This is a genomic window from Bacillus pretiosus (assembly GCF_052947655.1).
The window spans coordinates 5149077-5169333 of sequence record NZ_CM129593.1 but is presented as its reverse complement, the minus strand read 5'-3'; the positions used below and the strand labels follow the sequence as shown (position 1 = coordinate 5169333).

Annotated in this window: 22 protein-coding genes; 12 read left to right on the top strand and 10 right to left on the bottom strand. The window is 36.6% G+C overall.

The genetic code is table 11. The annotated features are described in order from the left end of the window. Positions 1-46 precede the first annotated feature (46 nt). From ACU8YW_RS26770 to ACU8YW_RS26760, 3 genes are all read left to right on the top strand, one after another. Complete coding sequence (locus ACU8YW_RS26770) at positions 47-1345, top strand: bifunctional O-acetylhomoserine aminocarboxypropyltransferase/cysteine synthase (RefSeq protein ID WP_000504750.1); 1299 nt, start codon at positions 47-49, stop codon at positions 1343-1345. Beyond that, positions 1329-2234 carry a homoserine O-acetyltransferase MetA gene (gene metA / locus ACU8YW_RS26765; RefSeq protein ID WP_088065059.1) on the top strand — a complete coding sequence of 302 codons (906 nt, stop codon included), beginning with the start codon at positions 1329-1331 and terminating at the stop codon, positions 2232-2234. The genes ACU8YW_RS26770 and metA overlap by 17 nt, the downstream gene beginning before the upstream one ends. A gap of 141 nt (positions 2235-2375) precedes the next feature. Next, positions 2376-3671 (top strand): homoserine dehydrogenase, encoded by a 1296-nt coding sequence (locus tag ACU8YW_RS26760; RefSeq protein ID WP_000659102.1) that lies wholly within the window; start codon positions 2376-2378, stop codon positions 3669-3671. 30 nt (positions 3672-3701) lie between these two features. Here the strand turns inward: ACU8YW_RS26760 and ACU8YW_RS26755 are convergent, their stop codons facing one another. After that, complete coding sequence (locus ACU8YW_RS26755; protein ID WP_088065058.1) at positions 3702-4328, bottom strand: YczE/YyaS/YitT family protein; 627 nt, start codon at positions 4326-4328, stop codon at positions 3702-3704. A 98-nt stretch (positions 4329-4426) separates the two neighbouring features. Here ACU8YW_RS26755 and ACU8YW_RS26750 point away from each other — a divergent pair, with 98 nt between their 5' ends. The 5 genes from ACU8YW_RS26750 to ACU8YW_RS26730 are packed head-to-tail and all read left to right on the top strand — an operon-like array spanning position 4427 to position 8892. Beyond that, positions 4427-5404: a LacI family DNA-binding transcriptional regulator gene (locus ACU8YW_RS26750; protein ID WP_088065057.1), complete on the top strand. Its 978-nt coding sequence runs from the start codon at positions 4427-4429 to the stop codon at positions 5402-5404. A gap of 10 nt (positions 5405-5414) precedes the next feature. Continuing rightward, on the top strand, positions 5415-6296 hold the full coding sequence (locus tag ACU8YW_RS26745; RefSeq protein ID WP_176551453.1) for an SGNH/GDSL hydrolase family protein: 882 nt from the start codon (positions 5415-5417) through the stop codon (positions 6294-6296). Further along, positions 6293-7210 (top strand): ABC transporter ATP-binding protein, encoded by a 918-nt coding sequence (locus ACU8YW_RS26740; protein ID WP_088608211.1) that lies wholly within the window; start codon positions 6293-6295, stop codon positions 7208-7210. The genes ACU8YW_RS26745 and ACU8YW_RS26740 overlap by 4 nt, the downstream gene beginning before the upstream one ends. Further along, on the top strand, positions 7203-8195 hold the full coding sequence (locus tag ACU8YW_RS26735; RefSeq protein WP_097906811.1) for a DUF2705 family protein: 993 nt from the start codon (positions 7203-7205) through the stop codon (positions 8193-8195). The genes ACU8YW_RS26740 and ACU8YW_RS26735 overlap by 8 nt, the downstream gene beginning before the upstream one ends. A gap of 19 nt (positions 8196-8214) precedes the next feature. Continuing rightward, on the top strand, positions 8215-8892 hold the full coding sequence (locus ACU8YW_RS26730) for a uracil-DNA glycosylase (protein ID WP_088608213.1): 678 nt from the start codon (positions 8215-8217) through the stop codon (positions 8890-8892). 41 nt (positions 8893-8933) lie between these two features. On the opposite strand, the gene ACU8YW_RS26725 is transcribed toward ACU8YW_RS26730, so the two are convergent. The 3 genes from ACU8YW_RS26725 to ACU8YW_RS26715 form a co-directional block, all read right to left on the bottom strand. Further along, entirely contained in the window at positions 8934-9227 is a 294-nt protein-coding gene (locus ACU8YW_RS26725) for a DUF3817 domain-containing protein (RefSeq protein WP_000953389.1), read from the bottom strand. A 209-nt stretch (positions 9228-9436) separates the two neighbouring features. Continuing rightward, a complete protein-coding gene (locus ACU8YW_RS26720; protein WP_087981923.1) occupies positions 9437-10258 on the bottom strand; it encodes a Cof-type HAD-IIB family hydrolase in 822 nt (273 codons plus the stop codon). A 281-nt stretch (positions 10259-10539) separates the two neighbouring features. Then, positions 10540-11823, bottom strand: a complete 1284-nt coding sequence (locus tag ACU8YW_RS26715; RefSeq protein ID WP_426934433.1) for a purine/pyrimidine permease — start codon at positions 11821-11823, stop codon at positions 10540-10542. Positions 11824-11918: 95 nt separating this feature from the next. Between ACU8YW_RS26715 and ACU8YW_RS26710 the strand changes: the two genes are divergently transcribed. The 3 genes from ACU8YW_RS26710 (at position 11919) to ACU8YW_RS26700 (ending at position 13639) form a co-directional block, all read left to right on the top strand. Then, positions 11919-12911, top strand: a complete 993-nt coding sequence (locus ACU8YW_RS26710) for a potassium channel family protein (protein WP_262719775.1) — start codon at positions 11919-11921, stop codon at positions 12909-12911. A gap of 6 nt (positions 12912-12917) precedes the next feature. Beyond that, a complete protein-coding gene (locus tag ACU8YW_RS26705; RefSeq protein WP_001167358.1) occupies positions 12918-13205 on the top strand; it encodes a YwdI family protein in 288 nt (95 codons plus the stop codon). A 65-nt stretch (positions 13206-13270) separates the two neighbouring features. Beyond that, on the top strand, positions 13271-13639 hold the full coding sequence (locus ACU8YW_RS26700) for a DUF423 domain-containing protein (protein ID WP_000688322.1): 369 nt from the start codon (positions 13271-13273) through the stop codon (positions 13637-13639). A 32-nt stretch (positions 13640-13671) separates the two neighbouring features. Here ACU8YW_RS26700 and gerQ read toward each other — a convergent pair whose 3' ends face one another. The 4 genes from gerQ to hemQ all read right to left on the bottom strand — a co-directional run bounded on the left by gerQ (position 13672) and on the right by hemQ (position 17096). After that, the gene (gerQ, locus tag ACU8YW_RS26695) at positions 13672-14100 is read right to left on the bottom strand and encodes a spore coat protein GerQ (protein WP_000068635.1); all 429 of its coding nucleotides are present in this window, start codon (positions 14098-14100) and stop codon (positions 13672-13674) included. Between the two features lie 27 nt (positions 14101-14127). Then, the gene (gene cwlJ / locus ACU8YW_RS26690; RefSeq protein ID WP_000538157.1) at positions 14128-14550 is read right to left on the bottom strand and encodes a cell wall hydrolase CwlJ; all 423 of its coding nucleotides are present in this window, start codon (positions 14548-14550) and stop codon (positions 14128-14130) included. Between the two features lie 175 nt (positions 14551-14725). After that, positions 14726-15997, bottom strand: coding sequence for a serine hydrolase (locus ACU8YW_RS26685; RefSeq protein ID WP_088065052.1), 1272 nt, complete (start codon positions 15995-15997; stop codon positions 14726-14728). A 355-nt stretch (positions 15998-16352) separates the two neighbouring features. Then, positions 16353-17096 carry a hydrogen peroxide-dependent heme synthase gene (gene hemQ, locus ACU8YW_RS26680; RefSeq protein WP_001287602.1) on the bottom strand — a complete coding sequence of 248 codons (744 nt, stop codon included), beginning with the start codon at positions 17094-17096 and terminating at the stop codon, positions 16353-16355. Between the two features lie 279 nt (positions 17097-17375). Here hemQ and pta point away from each other — a divergent pair, with 279 nt between their 5' ends. Then, positions 17376-18347 carry a phosphate acetyltransferase gene (gene pta / locus ACU8YW_RS26675; protein ID WP_000067226.1) on the top strand — a complete coding sequence of 324 codons (972 nt, stop codon included), beginning with the start codon at positions 17376-17378 and terminating at the stop codon, positions 18345-18347. Positions 18348-18395: 48 nt separating this feature from the next. On the opposite strand, the gene lipL is transcribed toward pta, so the two are convergent. After that, on the bottom strand, positions 18396-19241 hold the full coding sequence (lipL, locus tag ACU8YW_RS26670) for an octanoyl-[GcvH]:protein N-octanoyltransferase (protein WP_046955490.1): 846 nt from the start codon (positions 19239-19241) through the stop codon (positions 18396-18398). Positions 19242-19370: 129 nt separating this feature from the next. Continuing rightward, positions 19371-20063 carry an RsfA family transcriptional regulator gene (locus ACU8YW_RS26665; protein ID WP_087981931.1) on the bottom strand — a complete coding sequence of 231 codons (693 nt, stop codon included), beginning with the start codon at positions 20061-20063 and terminating at the stop codon, positions 19371-19373. Positions 20064-20257 lie beyond the last annotated feature (194 nt).

Here is a 20257-nt window from a genome sequence, read left to right as displayed (position 1 = left end):
GAAAGGAGCAGTTTTTTATTTTGTATAAAAGAAAGGAGAATGAGAGATGGGAGAATCATGGGGAAAAGGAACAATTTGTGTGCAAGGTGGCTATACACCAAAGAATGGTGAACCGCGTGTTTTGCCACTTTATCAAAGTACAACGTATAAATACGATACTTCAGATGATTTAGCAGCGCTATTTAATTTAGAGGCAGAAGGATATATATATACGCGTATTGGAAATCCTACTTTAGCTGCATTTGAGCAAAAGTTAGCGGATTTAGAGGGTGGTGTAGGAGCTGTTGCAACGGCTTCTGGGCAGGCTGCTATTATGCTTGCTGTTTTAAATATTTGTAGTAGCGGAGACCACTTGCTTTGTTCTTCCACAGTTTATGGTGGAACGTTTAATTTATTTGGAGTGAGTTTGCGTAAGCTTGGTATTGACGTTACGTTCTTTAATCCGAATTTAAGTGCTGATGAAATTGTGGCCCTTGCTAATGATAAGACGAAACTTGTTTATGCAGAGTCGTTAGGAAATCCAGCGATGAACGTTTTAAATTTCAAAGAATTTTCAGATGCAGCGAAAGAGTTAGAAGTACCTTTTATCGTGGATAATACATTAGCAACTCCTTATTTATGCCAAGCATTTGAGCACGGAGCAAATATTATCGTTCATTCTACGACGAAATATATTGATGGTCATGCAAGCTCTTTAGGCGGCATTGTCATTGACGGAGGGAACTTTGATTGGACAAATGGGAAATATCCTGAACTTGTTGAACCGGATCCAAGTTATCACGGCGTAAGTTACGTTCAAAATTTTGGTGCAGCAGCGTATATTGTGAAGGCACGTGTTCAATTATTAAGAGACTATGGAAACTGTATGAGCCCATTCAATGCGTATATTAGCAATATCGGCTTAGAAACGCTACATTTAAGAATGGAGCGTCATAGTGAAAATGCTCTCGCAGTTGCTAAGTGGCTTGCTAACCATGAACGTATTGAATGGGTGAATTATCCGGGATTAGATAGCAATGAAAATTACTCGTTAGCACAAACGTATTTGAAAAAAGGTGCTAGTGGTGTTTTAACATTCGGCATTAAGGGCGGATTAGAAGCAGCGAAAGAATTTATCGCAAATGTAAAACTAGCAACTCTCGTAACGCATGTAGCGGATGCACGAACTTGTGTTATACATCCTGCTAGCACAACGCATAGACAATTAAGTGCTGAAGATCAGCGTCTAGCTGGAGTTACATCAGATTTAATTCGTTTATCGGTTGGTATAGAAGATGTTTCTGATATTATTGCAGATTTAGAAGCAGCGCTAGTCGGAGGCAAAGAACATGCCGATCATAATTGATAGAGATTTACCAGCTCGCAAAGTGTTGCAGAAGGAAAATATTTTTGTAATGACGAAGGAGCGAGCAGAAACACAAGATATCCGGGCATTGAAAATTGCTATCTTAAATTTAATGCCTACAAAGCAAGAAACAGAAGCGCAATTACTTCGTTTAATTGGCAACACACCGTTGCAATTAGATGTTCACCTACTTCATATGGAATCACATTTGTCTCGCAATGTAGCGCAGGACCATTTAACGAGTTTCTATAAAACATTTCGTGATATTGAGAATGAGAAATTTGATGGACTTATTATTACAGGAGCACCAGTTGAAACTCTTTCTTTTGAAGAGGTAGATTATTGGGAAGAGCTTAAACGTATTATGGAGTATTCAAAAAAGAATGTAACATCTACGCTTCATATTTGCTGGGGGGCACAGGCTGGCTTGTATCATCATTATGGTGTTCCAAAGTATCCTCTTAAGGAAAAAATGTTCGGTGTATTTGAACATGAAGTTCGTGAGCAACATGTGAAATTGTTACAAGGGTTTGATGAATTGTTTTTTGCCCCGCATTCTCGTCATACAGAAGTACGAGAGAGTGATATTAGAAAGGTGACAGACTTAACATTATTAGCAAATTCTGAGGAAGCAGGTGTTCACCTTGTCATTGGGCAAGAAGGAAGGCAAGTGTTTGCGCTCGGGCATAGTGAATATAGTTGTGATACGTTAAAGCAAGAATACGAACGGGACCGCCAAAAAGGGTTAAATATTGATGTGCCGAAAAATTATTTTAAGCATAATAATCCAAATGAGAAACCACTTGTAAGGTGGAGAAGCCATGGGAATCTATTATTCTCTAATTGGCTGAATTATTACGTGTATCAAGAAACCCCTTATGTATTATAAAAAAAGATTGTGTAACACGTGGCAACGTTTTCTTTGTAAAGATTAACTCATATTTTTCCGAATGTTCAAAAAACATTGTTTTTCAGATTTTTTACTCATATAATTTCATCTAAACACAATTTTTGAGGGGTGGACAGTATTATGAAAGAAATTCAAGTTGGTTTATTAGGTCTTGGGACAGTTGGGAGTGGTGTAGTTCGTATCATTACAGATCATCAAGAGCGACTTATCCACCAAGTAGGTTGTCCTGTAAAAGTAACGAAAGTACTAGTACAAAATATTGAAAAAGAGAGAGAAGTAGAGGTACCTTCTACTCTATTAACACAAGATGCAAATGAAATTTTAGATAATCCAAATATTGACGTTGTCATCGAAGTGATGGGTGGCATTGATGATGCAAAAGCATATATTTTGCAAGCCTTACAGAGCGGGAAGCATGTTGTGACTGCCAATAAAGATTTAATGGCGTTACATGGGGCGGAACTCTTAGCGGTAGCAAAAGATAATAAAGCAGATTTGTTTTATGAAGCAAGTGTAGCCGGAGGGATTCCGATTTTACGAAGTATCGTAGAAGGACTTTCTTCAGATCTTATTACGAAAGTAATGGGAATTGTAAATGGAACGACAAATTTTATTTTGACGAAAATGTCAGATGAAGGGAGAGCATATAACGACGTGTTAAAAGAAGCCCAACAACTTGGATTTGCAGAAGCAGATCCAACATCAGATGTGGAAGGTTTAGATGCAGCGAGAAAAATGACGATTTTGGCTACCCTTGGTTTTTCTACAAATGTAGAGCTTGGAGATGTGAAGGTAAAAGGGATTACTTCTATTACAGAAGAAGATATTGAATACAGTAAGAGTTTAGGATACACGATTAAATTAATCGGTCTTGCGAAGCGAGATGGTGAAAAATTAGAGGTGACAGTTGAACCGACACTACTTCCAAATACACATCCTCTGGCGGCCGTACAAAACGAATATAACGCTGTATATGTGTATGGTGAAGCGGTCGGAGAAACGATGTTTTATGGGCCAGGTGCAGGAAGTTTACCGACAGCAACAGCTGTTGTTTCAGATTTAGTAGCTGTAATGCAAAATATTCGATTAGGTGTAAACGGAAATAGTGCGGTATCCCCGCAGTATAAAAAAGTATTAAAAGAGCCAGACGAAATTGTTGTGAAGAAATTTTTAAGACTTCATGTAAAAGATGAAATTGGTGTATTTGCAAAAATTACTTCATTATTCTCTGAGCGTGGCGTTAGCTTTGAAAAGATTATTCAAATGCCGCTTGAAGAGAAAGGGAAGGCTGAAATTGTAATTGTGACGCATCGTGCGTCTCTTGCTGATTATGATTATATTCTACATACGTTGCAAGGGTATGAAGAAATAGATTGTTTGAAAGCAAACTATCGAATTGAAGGGGATGCTAAGTAGTATCTCTTCTTATAAAACAGAAAGAGCCTGTTAAGCAGCTTGCTTAATAGGCTCTTTTCTATTTAAAATCTTCGTACCAATTTGAATAAATGCTTGGATAATCCAGCCTGTTGTAAAGGATAAGATGATTGTTCCAAAATAGATAGGTCCATCTAATAGGAAGCTTAATGTTAAAAATAAAAACGCTAACGAAATTTCTGTTCTTCTAAATGTCCATTTCTTTTTCTCAGCAACCGTTAAAACGAAAGCTTCTTGAGGTGCTGCGCAAAGGTTTGTAGAGACGTAAAGACCAATCCCAGCTCCAACGAATAGATTTCCGCAAATAAGTGTTATATATTTTGGAAGAGAACGGATAGCGTCCATAATAGTTGGAATGGAACCAATCCAATCAACAAAAAGGGAAATAAGAACCATCGTTACAATTGTACCAATTGTTATTTGTTTTTTATTCCAAAAGAGTACGATAAGAGTAAATGCAAAGTTAATCATGAAAATCCAAAAACCGATACTTATCCCGAAATTTTGATATAGTGCAATAAAGAAGGAATCATAAGGGCTAAGTCCAAAGGAAGTAATTGTCGTCATCATATTAATACCGATGGCGAGAGTGAGTAGACCGCCAATGAAAAATATATATTCTAATTTGAATCGAAGCATAGTTGTATATCCTTTCAAAATGTATTTGCTAGGAAAGGATATATTGTGGAAAGCTTACCAGGTCAAGGGAGAATTTTTGCAGGGAAGGGGAAAATGAGATGACGAATATAAGGAAGATTGCTGAGCTTGCTGGGGTATCTGTTTCAACTGTTTCACGTGTACTAAATAATCATCCATATGTGAATGAACAGAAACGAAAAGAAATTTTAGCAATTATAGAAGAATTAAATTATACGCAAAATGTGAATGCAATTCATTTAGTGAAAGGAAAAACGAATGTAATTGGCGTTTTATTACCGCACGTAAATGATCAATATTATAGCGCTATTATCGAGGGAATATCAAAGGAAACAGCAAAGAATAATTATAATATGATGCTTTGTCAGACGAATTATAGTGAGGAAAGGGAATTAGAAATTTTAAATATGTTAAAAATGAAAAAACTTGATGGGGTTATTATATGTTCGCGGGCGAATAGTAAGGAAAAGCTTGAAGAATATACGAAATTCGGCCCTATTGTTATGTGCGAAGAAATCGACTCGAATTTCATTTCGAGTGTGCATATTGATTACTATAAAGTGTTTTCGCGCGGAATGAAAAGCTTAATAGATGCGGGCCATACAAGTATTGGGTATTGCATTGGAAGAAGTAATAGCATTAATAGTCAGAGAAGAAAACAAGCATATGAAGATTCGCTTCAACAGATTGCTGTAACACCGATAGAGGCTTGGAAGTTTAAAGGCTGTTTTACAGTGGAAGATGGGCGTAATGTGATTAGGGAATGGACACGTATGTCAGTAAAACCAACAGCGTTTCTTGTATCTTGCAACCATATTGCCGCGGGGATGGTAACGGAAGCGAAAAAACAAGGCATTCGTATTCCGGAAGATATTACGATTATCGGTTGTGATGATCAAGATGTGGCAGATATTTTAGGCATTACGACGATTTCGTATTGTAGTAAAAATGTTGGTGTGAAGGCATTTGAATTATTATATGAAAAGATTAATGATGAGCAAATCGATATAAGGCACGTAGAGTTATTGCCAGAATTAGTACATAGGGAAACAACATAATAGATAAGGTTTGAAAATCGCTTTTCAAAATTGCGTTTGGTATAATTATGGACAATCTATGAGGGCTAAAAGGGGTTTTGATATGAGATCAAAAGTAGTAAAAGTAATTCTACTCATTACAATTGCATCTTTCTGTTTATTTGCATATGGCTTTGTTTCAGGTGTAAATGATGTATTAAATCCGAAAGCTTCAAATTTAATTAAAAAGACCGATGTAGTGGCAAAAGAGAAAAAGAAAACGGGAACGTTACAAATCGTTAGTTTAGGTGATTCATTAACACGCGGTGTTGGTGATAAAGAAGGAATTGGCTATGTTGGACGGATGAAAGAAGATTTACAAAAAGATTATAAGCAAAAGGTTGCATTAACAAACTTAGCTGTTAGTGGTGCAAAAATGCCCGACCTATTAAAACAAATTGAGAGTAGTGGCGCTCAATATTCAATTAAGCAAGCAGATGTAATCGTTTTAACAATTGGAGGAAATGATTTATTTCCAGGGTGGGAATCGCTTGAAAAGATAGATTTAGAAACATATCGTCCTGATACAGCGACGTTCCAAAATGAAGCGAAGAAAATAATAGAAGAAATTCGTAAGTTAAATACAGATAGCCCTATTTTTTGGCTTGGTTTATACAATCCTTTTGAAGATGTAGAAGATTTAAAAGGTTCTTCAAACATCGTTGTAGACTGGAATGCATCTTTAGAAAAATTAGCGATAAATAATAAAAATGTGTATATTACACCGACATTTGATTTATTCCAAAACCGTGGGAAAGATTTATTATACTCCGACCATTTCCATCCGAATGAAATAGGATATACATATATGGCGGACCGATTAGTTCAAAATGTTGCGAGTAAATTAAAACTAGAACAAGGAGGGGTAAAATGACGACGATACTTTCCGTACGTGACGTGAAGAAGGTAATTGGAAAGAAGACAATTGTAGAGAATATTTCCTTCGATGTAAAACAAGGGGAAGTGTTCGGCTTCCTAGGGCCGAATGGTGCCGGAAAAACAACTACAATTCGAATGTTAGTTGGATTGATTAAAGAAACAGAAGGCACGATTTCTATCGGCGGTTATTCTATTAAGGAAAATTTCAGAGAAGCGATGCGTCAAATTGGGAGTATCGTTGAAAACCCAGAACTGTATACCTATTTAACGGGATGGGAAAATTTAAAACAATTTGCCCGTATGTTAGGTGGTATATCAGATGAACGTATTATTGAAATTGCTCAAATGGTTCATTTAGATGAAAGAATTCACGATAAGGTAAAAACATACTCACTCGGTATGAAACAGCGTCTTGGTATTGCGCAAGCGCTTCTTGGAAATCCAAAATTGCTCATATTAGATGAGCCAACAAATGGTTTAGACCCAGCTGGGATTAGAGAACTTAGGGAATTTATACATAAGCTTGTGAAAGAAGAAAATATGAGTGTGTTTATTTCAAGTCATTTGCTAAGTGAAGTGCAAATGATATGTGATCGCGTTGCTATTATTCATAAAGGAAAGATGATAACAGTTGCCAAGGTTGAAGAGTTAATTAAAACAGCAAGTGATCGTGTAGAATGGATTGTTACACCGATTTCTAAGGCGAAAAATATGCTAGAAGATGCTGAGGAAGTAAGAGAAGTGAGTATAGAAGGTGATCGATTACTATGCCGCATGAATATCGCATCTATAAGTAATTGGAATAAACATTTTGTAGAAAACGGGATAGATGTACATAGCGTTAAGGAGCTTGTATTTACGCTAGAAGATTTATTTATTGAACTCACAAGGGGTGAGCAGCATGCGTGAATTTGCGAATCTAGTCTTAAATGAATCGGAAAAAATTTATCGTAAGAAACGTATTTTTGTTGTCATGCTTATTTTAGCAATCTTGATCCCACTTTTCGTGTATGCGCAGTATCGTGAAGTAGAAACGACACAAAAAAGGCTCGGTACGACGGATTGGAAAGTTTCATTACAACAACAAATTGTTGATTCTCAAAACCGCTTGAACAATTCTAGACTACCAGAAGAATGGCGTGATTGGCTAAAGGTAAGAGTGGAGCAGCAACAATATTATTTAGATCATGATATTAACCCGATGGCACCGGGCGCACCCACTTTTGTAAGGGCGTTTATTGAGCAAGGAATTACATTGTTTATTCCGCTTCTCGTAATGATTGTCGCTATCGATATTGTTTCAGGAGAGCGAAGTGATGGAACGATGAAGATGCTACTTACACGGCCGATTCGGCGCTGGAAAATACTTCTTAGTAAGTACGTGACGATGTTATTTTTCATTTCACTCATACTGCTTCTTGTCGGTTTGTTTGCTTACATATTATCTGGGCTTGTATTTGGATACTCGGGATGGAATTTGCCTGTTTTAACTGGGTTTGTTATTGATAAGGAAACGTTAAATACGAATTTTGTACACCTTATTCCGCAGTGGCAATACGTCTTGATGGCGTATGGGTTAGCTTGGTTTGTTGCTATCGTTGTCGGAACTATATCATTTATGGTTTCTGTTTTAATTCGAAATACACCAGCCGGTATGGGCGTTATGTTAGCCGCATTAATCGCAGGTGGCATTTTAAGCTCGTTTGCAACATCTTGGGAGGGTGCGAAATATATTTTTAGTGTGAATTTATCATTAACAGACTATCTATCAGGAAAATTACCTGCATTACAAGGCTTATCGATGGGGTTCTCTTTAATGAATTTAACGGTTTGGGCAGTTATATCCCTTATTATTTCGTTTGTAGTATTTACAAAACAGGATATGGTGAATTAATTGGACGGGAAGTGAAAGCATGAAAAATGTTTTAAAAAATGATTGGGAGCCATTATTGGCACCAGAATTTGAGAAAGAATATTATCGTAAGCTGGCTGATTTTTTGAAAGAAGAGTACAGTACACATGTTGTTTATCCAAGGATAGAAGATATTTTTAGCGCTCTAGAGTATACAAGTTATGAAAATACAAAGGTCGTTATTTTAGGGCAAGATCCATATCATGGACCGGATCAAGCACATGGTTTAAGCTTTTCAGTACAGCCCGGCATTAAAACGCCACCGTCATTGCTAAATATGTATAAAGAACTTCGAGATGAATATGGTTATGAAATCCCGAATAACGGTTATTTAGTAAAGTGGGCAGAGCAAGGGGTTTTATTATTAAATACGGTATTAACAGTTCGACAAGGTGAAGCCAATTCTCATAAGGGAAAAGGTTGGGAGCATTTCACAGATCGTGTAATTGAGCTATTAAATGAACGTGAAAAACCGGTTATTTTCATATTGTGGGGACGTCATGCACAGGCGAAGAAAAAGTTAATTACGAATACGAAGCATCATATTATCGAGTCTGTACATCCGAGCCCATTATCGGCAAGACGTGGTTTCTTTGGTAGTAAGCCATACTCTAAAGTAAATACGATTTTAGCTAATATGGGCGAGAGAGAAATTGATTGGGAAATTCCAAATTTGTAAATAAAAAAGGTAGTTAACAGTCGTTAACTACCTTTTTGCTATTATTGTTGTTCGTTCTTTAATTTTGCATCTAGTACAAAAGTACCGAATGGGATAACTGATGAAACAAATGCCCCAAGTGCCCATGCAATTGATTTGCGGTGTACGATTGTTACTTGAATTACCGCAAAGATGAATAGAATAAATAAAACACCATGAGCCATACCTGTAATTTTAACGGCTGTTGCAAATCCTGCAAAATATTTTAATGGCATTGCTACAAATAATAGTAATAGGAAAGAAATCCCCTCAATTAAGCCGATTGCTCTTAATCGTCCGATTGGTGTAGATAACATGAAGTAGCCTCCTTTAATGTATGCTTGTATATAGTAAATTTGTATTCTTTTTCAAAATAAAATAGTCTATTTTGTTCCATTATATACAAAAAGAAAGTTTACACTACGAGAATAGTGCAAAGTTCAAAATATAGTCACAAAAGCATGAGAATTTAAATAAAAACCTATTTGAAGTGTTTGACTTCAAATAGGTTTTATGAGTGAAAATATTAAACAAGTGCTTCTCTTTTTAGTACGAACTTCTCTACAACTTTTGCAACGCCATCGTTCATATTTGTATCTGTTACGTAGTTTGCAATTTCTTTAATATCATCTGGTGCATTGCCCATTGCAACACCAAGACCGGCGAATTCGATCATTGCCTGATCGTTATAGCTATCGCCCATTGCGATAACTTCTTCGCGCTTAATGCCAAGTTTTTGAATCAGTTGGTTTAAGCTTGTTCCTTTTGTAACACCGGCTTCAGTAAATTCTAAGAAGAATGGTTTAGAACGCATAACACTTAATTGGCCTTCTAGTTGTTTTTGTAGTTTCTTTTCTACTACAACAAGTCGTTCAGCTTCTTTATTCATTAATACTTTTACTACAGGCTCTTTAACAGCAGCTTTAAAGTCATCTACTACAACAATTGGCATACCAGTAATATCGCCCTCAATTTCAGTATAAGGATTATTTTCTTCTGTTACGATATCATCGCCAATATAAGTATGAATCCATACATCTTCAGTTTTACTAATTTCAAATAGGTTGTGAACGATTTCAGGAGATAGCGTACTACTAAAGATTTCTTCGCTTGTTTTACAGTTAATAATTTTTGCACCATTAAAAGATAGAATGAAACTACCGTATTCTTCTAAACGAAGTTCTTTCGCTACATTGCGCATACCAAATGTTGGACGTCCAGAAGCAAGTACAACTTTTACACCTTGCTCTTGTGCAGTCATTAGAGCCTCTTTCGTACGAGGTGAAATGGTATGGTCGTCACGTAATAAAGTATCATCTAAGTCTAAAACAATCATTTTATAAGTCATATTGAAAATTCCTCTCTTTGTTGAAATAGAAATAAAGTTTTATGAAGATATTGGGGAATATATAGTAAGACATCGAACTTCTTTATGTGAAGCTAGGAGAAGTTCTGTATTTTTAGTATAAATTATCACGAGCACATTGCCCATGATAATTTATACTGCTAATGCCCGATCGGTGAGAGCTAATCATTAGTAAAGATGAATAGCTCTCATTGATTAAAGTTTAACTTTATCATTATCGTAACAACTCTAAAGATAGAGTGCAATAATGGAAGTTTTCCAATTTACGATGGTTGTTTTTCTGTAGAACGAGAAAATAGCATTTCGAGCAAAATTGCCATTACAGATCCAAGAACAAGACCGTTACTTAAAAACGATGCTAGAAACGGCGGGAGTGTAGAAAATGCTCCTGCTGGAACAAACATAACTCCGACTCCTGTAAAGATTGAAAGACCTGCTACTTTAAATAACCGTTCTTTATCTTGTACTGTTTCGTATTCGCGAAAGGCAAGACCAATCATGCTTGCAAATACAGGGTAAATGGCAGCATATCCGACTGCGACAGGTATCGCCGCAAAGAATGAAGTAATCTTTGGGAATATACTAACGAAAATAATAAAGCTTGACCCTAACATAAATGGGAGTCGTTTATAAATATTAGTCGTTGCAATAAATCCTGCTGATCCAGAAATCGCGACAGGTCCAATAGCTGAAAAAAGGCCTCCTAGCAATTGATTTATTCCTGTTATAATACCGGCTTGTTTGAAACGATCTGGTGCTGCATTCTTTTCATACTTAGAGACAATCCTTTGCACAACGCGAATACTTGCTAACATATTTGTTAGAAGTAATAGTGTAACGAAAACTACCGTAATTGCCATGTTCCATTCAATACGAGGCATTCCGAAAACAAATAGAGACGGAAAACGGATTATATCTGTCACAGGCGTTACTGGATTTGATAATCCGAAGCATGCGAATAATATCCAGCCGCAGACGATACTGAAAAGAACGGAATATTGTCCAATAATAGGTAGCTTCATGATGAAAAAGGATAGTAAAATAACAATGAGTGAAAGAATAAATACGTCAGCTTGTACCTCTGTATGTTGTCCGTCAAGACCGAACATTCCCTTTAAGAAGGACCCGCTAAGTTGCGCGACGAGAAGAAATAAATATGTTCCAATTACTGTCGGTGTAAAATAGCGCACTAGTTTATCGATGAGCCCAAAAACACTAAGAATAATACAAATGATACCACTTAATAGGAAGGCGTACTGAAGTACTTTAAGCGTTTCGTTGCTGGATCCAAATAATACGACACCTAAACTTGCATAAAGAGAGAAAATGCCCCACCAAAGGCCTGCAGGACCTTCTTGAATAGGAAGTTTATGCCCAAATATAACTTGCAGTAGGCCGGCAAAGCCAAGAACAAATAATGTTCTTTGTACGAATGCAATAGCTTCAGCGCCATCGAGACCATAATTAGTTGCGACGCTAATTGGTACAATAAGGCTCCCCGCTAAAATAAATAGCGCCCATTGTAAGGCGGAAAGAAATGTTTTCATTATATCAACCTCTTTCATAGATTCCATATCTAGTATATATGTATTTCATTTCCACTGGCAAAGATTGTAGATAGAGAAAAGAGTTGAAACACGATATGAATGCACGAAAGCAATTATGGATAGCAGTTATATGTATGACCTTTGTTGTAATTCTAGGAACGTTAGGATTTATGGCGATTGAAGAGATTAGTTTGTTTCAAGCATTTTGGATGACGATGATTACTGTATTAACTGTTGGGTACGGAGATGCCGTTCCTGTAACACAGGCAGGAAAAGTTTTTGCGCTTCTTATCATACCGGTTGGAGTCGGTATTGTTACGTATGCAATTGGTGTAGTGGCAGCTATGATTATTGAAGGGAATTTATTTCATGCAGTACGGAGGAAGAAGATGGATAAACAAATAGCACAGTTACAAAATCATATTATCGTATGTGGTTGTGGTAGAGTGGGGCTTCAAGTTGTACATGAATTGCAAGAAAAGAAAATTCCATTTGTCGTCGTGGATAAAGATGAAAGTATATTAGAGAAGGAAAAACTTTTGTATGTACACGGAGATGCAACGGAAGACCAAGTGTTACATCATGCGGGAATTTCAAAGGCAACCGGTTTAGTTGCTATCGTAGCAAATGATGCTGAAAATGTATTTATTACATTAACGGCAAGAGGGCTAAACGATGCAATTAAAATTGTGGCAAGGGCGGAAAAACCGGAAACTGAAGACAAATTAAAGCGTGCTGGGGCAAATAAGGTGATTAATCCATCTAGCATGGCAGGAATTCATATTGCAAAAGGTATTGCGAATCCGCTAACAGTTCATTATATTGATACAGTACTATATGGCGTGGAACAGTCATTTGTAATTGAAGAAATTGCAGTCGGCAAAGGTTCTATTTTAGCTAGTAAATCGTTACTAGAGAGTGATGTGAGAAATCAATTTGATGTAACAATTTTAGCGATTTTGAGAAATGGGGATGTTATACATAATCCAACGGGGCAGGAAAAACTACGAGAACATGATATGATAATAGTGTTTGGTTCAGTAGAGAAGCTAGGACAATTTGAGAAAGAACTACAAAGTAAGAGGTGACAAGGAATGCAAATATCGAGCGATAAGATTTTAAATAAAATGGCGAATGAAATTGCAAAGGCAAAAAGCAGTGAAGGGCAACAATCAAAAGCGCATTTATTAGTTGTGCGAGCGTTATGTGATTTATTATTAGATGAACAAGCTGAGCCTTCTATGTATAGAGAACCTGAGATTCCATCACAAGTAATTGGATCTCAGCCTATGACGACAGTTCAACCAGTTATGCCGGTTTCTGGAGAACCTGTTTATATAAAAGAAGAAGGCGCAAACGGTAATTCTTTATTTGATTTTTAGAAGATAAATCGTTTGGCTTATATGAAAAAATTGCTTATGATAAAGGTAAAAAAAGGGGAATTAAGATGAAAATTTTCTTTTTACTAGGTTGTATTGCGGCAGGGCTATCTGTTGCGTTAGGGGCTTTTGGAGCACACGGTTTAGAAAATAAAGTTTCTGCAAAAATGTTAGAAGTTTGGAAAACAGGCGTTACATATCAAATGTTTCATGCAGGTGGACTATTCGTAGTTGCTTTATTAATGGATAAAATTCAATCATCACTTTTAACTACTGCTGGCTGGCTTATGGTAGCTGGGATTATTATGTTTTCAGGTAGTTTGTATGCATTAAGTACGACAGGTATTAAGTTCTTTGGCCCAATTACACCTCTTGGTGGTGTAGCGTTTATCGTGGCATGGATCTTAGTCGGAACTGCAGTTGTAAAAGGCTTATAAAAAAACAAAAGCTGGCATATGCCAGCTTTTTTTTATGGTCTTGGAGCATAAGTTGCTTGTTGACTAGGTAAATACATAATTTCTTCTGGGAATTCTACATAATCTAAGTAAATCATTAGTAGTAAAAAACGTTTCCCCGATTGCGGTTCACTAATAACGATGTGATCACGTCCAGCTGCCTCAATAATACCTGTATAAGATTGTGTACCGAGTGAACTACCACGCTCATAAGTCATTACTACGGTGGCTTGCTTGCCTTTGTTCAAGCGAAGAATATTTTCAATATACGACTGTTCTAATGGTAACATGCCTTGAGAGACGGCATATTGAGCTTGCGCAGCTTGTTGTTGCATCGCTTGCTGTTGTTGCTGTTGCTGTGGGGTCATTTGTTGCTGTTGTGCATAAGTTCCAGATGGTTGATAAAAACCTGTTCCATAATACGGGTTTTGTTGCTGTGCCATTCAAAAATCCCTCCTCGTTTTCATTCCTTAATATACGCTAGGGCAATCCCCGGCAGATGGTTGGAAGAAGCAGTGCTTTTTAAAACGTCCAGAGTTTTGTTGGTCATACCAAGTTGGTGGGCAAGGGCCTTCAGGTCTAAAAAACCATAAGGCGAAATTTGCAGGCCAAAAACGTTGTCCTTGAATCGTTCGCCTTGCTAATGCGATATCTTGTTCTCTTGCACGCTGATAAAAATACCCTTTTTGCGTTGCCTCAAAACCGCCAGGATTTTGATAAACCATTTGACGTAAATTACGTATTTTTTTAAAATCTAAACAATTTCCGCGGACACGATTTACCCCTACGTTTCCGACCATTAACATTCCTTGTTGTCCTTCTCCTTCGGCTTCAGCACGCATCAGTCTAGCTAATAACTTTACATCTTCTTCGTTATAAGCAATAACACCCATTATGTGTCACCTCTCTTTTTGGAATACCTTGTGGAAAGAGGTTTATTTCTAGATGAAGTGTGTAACGATTACTAGTTCATACGTATGAGAAAAAGGACTCAGATATGACAACCAAACGAAGTTTTACATGGAGAGAGGAAAATAAAAAAAGCTAGCGTGAGCTAGCTTTCCATCATTAAAATACTTTAGACCATAAGTTTGAGAAGAAATCTCCGATAGAGCGCATTGTTAATACGAACCAATTTGCCTTTTCAACTTCTTCTGTCGTTTTTGCAGTAACTTTCATACTTTTACTACCGTCTAAGAAACCATATTTATCAGTTGATTCTAAAGTAATTGAGCCTACTTTGGCATCTTTCTTAATAGGAGCAACTAAATGTCCATCTTCAGCAAGAGATTTATCTACTTCAGTCCCAATTTTATAAGGATCTTTGCTACCTTTTTTCGCAATTACTGTTATTTCTTTTTCCGGTGTAACAGTCACTTGATCTTCTTTCCCTTTTACTACAGAGATTGTATTATTTTTATCAACTTTTAACTTTTGTTTTTCGAAGTTATTAAACCCGTATTCGATTAATTCACGAGATTCTGTGAAGCGCTCGTCCATTGATTTTGTTTTAATAATAACTGAAATAAGACGTACATCACCACGTTTAGCGGTAATAGTGAATCCATATCCAGCGGTATCAGAACTACCAGTTTTTAAACCATCTGTTCCTTCATAAGAGAAAGCAGCACCTGGTAACATCCAGTTCCAGTTTTCCATACGAATTGGTTTCGGATGATTATCTGGGAAGTTTCTAAATCTTTGTTTTGTATCCTCTAGCATTTCTGGATACTTTGTAATCATTGCTTTTGAAAGCATACCCATATCGCGAGCTGACATGGAATTTTCTCCATTCGGATCCGTTCCCTCAGGGTGTTTTCCTTTTAAGTCAGCGTTATTTAACCCAGTAGCGTTTACAAATTTATATTTCTTTAACCCTAGTTTTTTTGCATGTTCATTTGCAAGATTCAAGAAATTCTTCTCACTTCCTGCAAGAAGTTCTGCTAAGGCAATACTAGATCCGTTTGCAGAGAAGATAACGATAGAATGATATAATTCTCTTACAGTATATTGACGTCCCTTTTCAAACGGAACGTTAGAGAATTCATTATTACGTGAAACTTCATAAGCATAATCAGAAATGTTTACCTTTGTATCCCAAGTAATTTTTCCTTCTTTAATTGCTTCTAATACGGCATAAACAACAATTAATTTTGACATACTAGCAATAGCTAGTAATTCATCTGGATTTTGTTCATGCAGTATTTTTCCTGTATCTGCATCAAATAAAAGTGCAGCTGCCGCCTCAATGTGTATTTTTTCTTCGGCATGGGATGTTGTTACTCCTAAGGAAGAAATTGACAATAAAAGCGCTAGTAAAATAGACAAGATTTTCTTCATATAGATTATCACCTTCGCATCGTTATTAGCATGTAGCTCGTACCATTTTAGCATAAATTTGGATATAGAAAGGTTACAATTTTGTAAGGAAATTGAAAAGAATTTGTAGATTTTTGTTCGAATTTGCAGAGAAAGGAAGTATTTTGAGGAGAAATATAGAGGGTAATAAAAAAGGAACGAAATTCGTTCCTTTTTTACGATTTGCCCCGCTATTTGCCGGGCAGTAAGATCCTCACCTAAAAATTAAGCGAAAGCAAAGAAGTTAGATGGGCGATCAACTGCTTGTAAAAGCCCGATTGGTGAAGGCTAATAATTAGTGGGGATGAACAAAACCCCCACTGATTAAAGTTTCACTCTATATGTGTAAAAACTTCTCTACCTTTTCGTCTGGTAAAATGTTTCCAACGAAAAATGTTCCGAATTCACCATAACGAGCACTTACTTCATCGAAGCGCATTTCATATATAAGTTTTTTAAATTGAAGAACATCGTCAGCGAATAATGTTACGCCCCACTCAAAATCGTCGAATCCAACTGATCCTGAAATAACTTGGCGTACTTTACCTGCGTACTGGCGACCGATTTTACTATGACTGTACATCATTTTTTTACGTTCTTCCATAGGAAGCATGTACCAGTTGTCATCACCTTGGCGACGCTTATCCATTGGGTAGAAGCAAATGTGATTTGCTTTTGGTAGTTCTGGATATAAGCGAGCTAAGATTTGTGGGTTTTGATATGGATCTTCATCAGCTGGAAGGTAGTTGCTTAGTTCAACAACAGATACGTAAGAGTATGCAGGAACCATATATTCAGCTAATGTTGTTTTATTCAATTCTGTCTCAATTTCATTTAACTCTTCCATTGTTGGACGTAAAATCATAAGCATAATATCAGCTTTTTGGCCAACAACAGTATACATTGCATGACTACCTTTTTTCGCGGTAGATACTTCGTTCCATTTTTCAACGACATTTAAAAATTCAGACACAGCTTGTCCGCGTTCGTCGCTAGATAATGTTTTCCATGCAGCCCAATCAATAGAACGTAAATCATGTAAACAATACCAGCCATCTAACGTTGTTGTTGCTTCACTCATTCTATTCACCTCAGTTAATGATAGTTTTACACGTTAACTATAGCATATATAGTTTTAAAATCATCTATATAAAGCCTTAGCGCATAAAATTGTCACATTTAAATTTACTTGAAAATAGGAGAAGATAAGGCTTAAAGGGGATTTATTTCTAGGCTGAATTTTATGAAAATATAATCATTTTAATTTTATCTATTTTTTGGGAGCTATAAGTTTAAAATATAGAGGAAAAGCAGTATTCTTAAAGATAGAGTTTTTTAACATATGTAGGAGGGTTTATTCGTGAGCAACTTATTTACAACAGTAAAAGAAAAAGTTCAAGGAAAAGGCATTTCTATCGTACTTCCTGAAGGAACTGATGAAAGAATTTTAGGCGCTGCAGAGCGTTTAGCAAAAGAAGAGTTAGTACAACCAATTTTAGTTGGTAATAAAGAAGAAATTAGCGCAAAAGCTGCTAGCATGAATTTAACATTAGCAGGCGTTGATATTTATGACCCAGCTACATACGAAGAAATGGATGCAATGGTAGCATCTTTCGTTGAACGCCGTAAAGGTAAAGCAACTGAAGAAGACGCTCGCAAAATCCTTAAAGACGAAAACTACTTCGGTACAATGCTTGTATACATGGGTAAAGCACACGGTTTAGTAAGTGGTGCAGCTCACTCTACAGCTGATACAGTTCGTCCAGCACTTCAAATCATTAAAACAAAACCAGGCGTTACAAAAACTTCTGGCGTATTTATCATGGTACGTGAAGAAGAGAAATATGTATTTGCTGATTGTGCAATTAACATTGCACCAAACAGCCAAGATTTAGCTGAAATTGGTATCGAGAGTGCGAAAACTGCTGAACTATTCGGTATTGATCCACGCGTTGCTATGTTAAGCTTCTCTACAAAAGGTTCTGCGAAATCTCCAGAAACAGAAAAAGTTGTAGAAGCAACTCGTATTGCAAAAGAAATGGCTCCTGAATTAACTTTAGATGGAGAATTCCAATTCGATGCTGCATTCGTACCGTCTGTAGCTGAGAAAAAAGCTCCAGGTTCTACAATTAAAGGTGATGCTAACGTATTCGTATTCCCAAGCTTAGAAGCTGGTAATATTGGCTACAAAATCGCTCAACGTTTAGGTAACTTCGAAGCAGTAGGACCAATCTTACAAGGTTTAAATATGCCTGTAAATGATCTATCTCGCGGATGTAACGAAGAAGAAGTGTACAAGTTAGCTTTAATTACAGCAGCTCAAGCACTTTAATTCTATAATGAATCGAAATAAAGACCGTCGCTATTATAGCGACGGTCTTTATTTTTCTAAGCCAAGTGCTTTATTGTTACGATCAATAATACGTTGTAAATTCGTCTCATATAAAGGTATTTCATCTATTGTTAATTGAGATGGTGTTAACTTTGGAGCGAATTGCTGCAGTGTTTTTAAAAGGCGCATCATTAAATCTTGTACTGTAATAGTTTCGCCAAGTAATTCTGAAAGTGAAGCCATCGTACTCGGTACAATTTCAGGATACGTAAAGCGTGTTTCTTCTCCTTGAATGGCTAGGTTGTAGAAATCACGAACGAGTGCGGCACGCTCAGAGCCACTTCCTGTAGCGCAGAGATAAATTTGGACAGCGACACCACCGCGAATACGGCGCTGTGAAATGCCAGCAAATTTTTGATTGCGAATACTTAAGTCATAGCTACCAGGACAGTAAGAACCAACAATTTCTTTTGCCTCGATTGTAACATCGTAATCGTTTAACATTTCCTTAATTAAATGCCACATTGTATCGTATCCAAGATCAATATCGATACCTTTTTCTGTCTCTTGGAATAAAAGTGATACGTTTAAAACACCTTCATCAAGTACGACTGCAAGTCCACCGGAATTACGAACGATAACATTGAAGTTGTTTTCTTGTAAAAAGGAAATACCTTCTTCCAAGTGTGGTAGGCGTGAATCTTGAATGCCAAGAACAATTGTATTGTGATGAACCCAAGAACGCATTGTTGCAGCTGATTGACCATTTCCAATGCTTGTGCACAGTGTGTCATCCATTGCGAATGACTGCAATGCATGGAATGTTGGTCCCAAACTAGACTGATCTACAATACGCCACTCTGGCTGAGATAAAATGGAACGGGAATTGCTCATATAACTAACCCCTTATCTTTAAAATGACAATCTCTATTATAGCAAAAAATGAAGAAGGGGGTTTTCTCGCATATAAAGGGAAAGTTTAAAGATGAAAGACTAAAAAAGGATGCATTACATGCATCCTTTCTATTCTGCAATTTTTTCTAAATTACCGTTTCGATCCATTCGGAAAGATGTTTGAGAACGTTCTTCGTCATCCATGACTGCCAACTTACGAGCTCGGTTCATAATATTCATAAGTGTTTCGTAATCTTCTTGTACAGTATGAGATTGTTTTTCTAATTTTTCTAGTTTCTTTTCTAGTTCTTCATTTCGAAGGATTTGTGCTCTAATCTCTTGTTTCAATCTCGTATTCTCGTTTTCAAGAGCTGTCACTTTTATATTTGAAGATCCGACTGTTTGTAAAAAATAAATAACATCTTGCATTGTCATAGAGCTTTTTGTAGCAGGAACGGTAGTTTCTTTATATGGAATAGCTTCTTTATATTGTACAATTGATTCCTCTTGTACGAATTCTTCATAATCAGTTATCGAATCTGAAGCTGGTGGTGTATAAAGTAAACGTTTTTTCGCTTGTTCACCGCTTGCAGCGCGCATTTTATCTTTACGATGTTTTTTTGCTAGTTGAAGAGCTTGTTCATAACTATAGCGAACAACAGCATTCCAACGGAAACCACAGGCAGCCGATGTACGATTTAATTGATCACCCACTTCTTCAAATGCATTTAATTGAGTACTTCCTTCTCGAACGTGACGAAGTACAGTTTCAGCAAGTAATAAATCATCCTCATCCGTCCAAGCATCTTGTCTTACTTTCATAGATTCAACTCCCTTTCTTTTTATGAACTTCCTATTTTTATAATGGGCAAAAAAATGAGCTTTTATACAAAGCTTTTAAAAATATGGTAGATTTCGATGAAAGGTATAAATTTTGCCAAGAATGACGTAAGCTTCTGTAGGAGAACATATAAATATGTAGCATTATATGAAGAAAGAGCTTTAAAGGGAAACTT

Bases quoted from the DNA above. Each gene is read 5' to 3' on its own strand.
- ACU8YW_RS26770 (WP_000504750.1), top strand. From the start codon at position 47: ATGGGAGAATCATGGGGAAAAGGAACAATTTGTGTGCAAGGTGGCTAT.
- metA (WP_088065059.1), top strand. From the start codon at position 1,329: ATGCCGATCATAATTGATAGAGATTTACCAGCTCGCAAAGTGTTGCAG.
- ACU8YW_RS26760 (WP_000659102.1), top strand. From the start codon at position 2,376: ATGAAAGAAATTCAAGTTGGTTTATTAGGTCTTGGGACAGTTGGGAGT.
- ACU8YW_RS26755 (WP_088065058.1), bottom strand. From the start codon at position 4,328: ATGCTTCGATTCAAATTAGAATATATATTTTTCATTGGCGGTCTACTC.
- ACU8YW_RS26750 (WP_088065057.1), top strand. From the start codon at position 4,427: ATGACGAATATAAGGAAGATTGCTGAGCTTGCTGGGGTATCTGTTTCA.
- ACU8YW_RS26740 (WP_088608211.1), top strand. From the start codon at position 6,293: ATGACGACGATACTTTCCGTACGTGACGTGAAGAAGGTAATTGGAAAG.
- ACU8YW_RS26735 (WP_097906811.1), top strand. From the start codon at position 7,203: ATGCGTGAATTTGCGAATCTAGTCTTAAATGAATCGGAAAAAATTTAT.
- ACU8YW_RS26730 (WP_088608213.1), top strand. From the start codon at position 8,215: ATGAAAAATGTTTTAAAAAATGATTGGGAGCCATTATTGGCACCAGAA.
- ACU8YW_RS26725 (WP_000953389.1), bottom strand. From the start codon at position 9,227: ATGTTATCTACACCAATCGGACGATTAAGAGCAATCGGCTTAATTGAG.
- ACU8YW_RS26720 (WP_087981923.1), bottom strand. From the start codon at position 10,258: ATGACTTATAAAATGATTGTTTTAGACTTAGATGATACTTTATTACGT.
- ACU8YW_RS26715 (WP_426934433.1), bottom strand. From the start codon at position 11,823: ATGAAAACATTTCTTTCCGCCTTACAATGGGCGCTATTTATTTTAGCG.
- ACU8YW_RS26710 (WP_262719775.1), top strand. From the start codon at position 11,919: ATGAATGCACGAAAGCAATTATGGATAGCAGTTATATGTATGACCTTT.
- ACU8YW_RS26705 (WP_001167358.1), top strand. From the start codon at position 12,918: ATGCAAATATCGAGCGATAAGATTTTAAATAAAATGGCGAATGAAATT.
- ACU8YW_RS26700 (WP_000688322.1), top strand. From the start codon at position 13,271: ATGAAAATTTTCTTTTTACTAGGTTGTATTGCGGCAGGGCTATCTGTT.
- gerQ (WP_000068635.1), bottom strand. From the start codon at position 14,100: ATGGCACAGCAACAAAACCCGTATTATGGAACAGGTTTTTATCAACCA.
- cwlJ (WP_000538157.1), bottom strand. From the start codon at position 14,550: ATGGGTGTTATTGCTTATAACGAAGAAGATGTAAAGTTATTAGCTAGA.
- ACU8YW_RS26685 (WP_088065052.1), bottom strand. From the start codon at position 15,997: ATGAAGAAAATCTTGTCTATTTTACTAGCGCTTTTATTGTCAATTTCT.
- hemQ (WP_001287602.1), bottom strand. From the start codon at position 17,096: ATGAGTGAAGCAACAACAACGTTAGATGGCTGGTATTGTTTACATGAT.
- lipL (WP_046955490.1), bottom strand. From the start codon at position 19,241: ATGAGCAATTCCCGTTCCATTTTATCTCAGCCAGAGTGGCGTATTGTA.
- ACU8YW_RS26665 (WP_087981931.1), bottom strand. From the start codon at position 20,063: ATGAAAGTAAGACAAGATGCTTGGACGGATGAGGATGATTTATTACTT.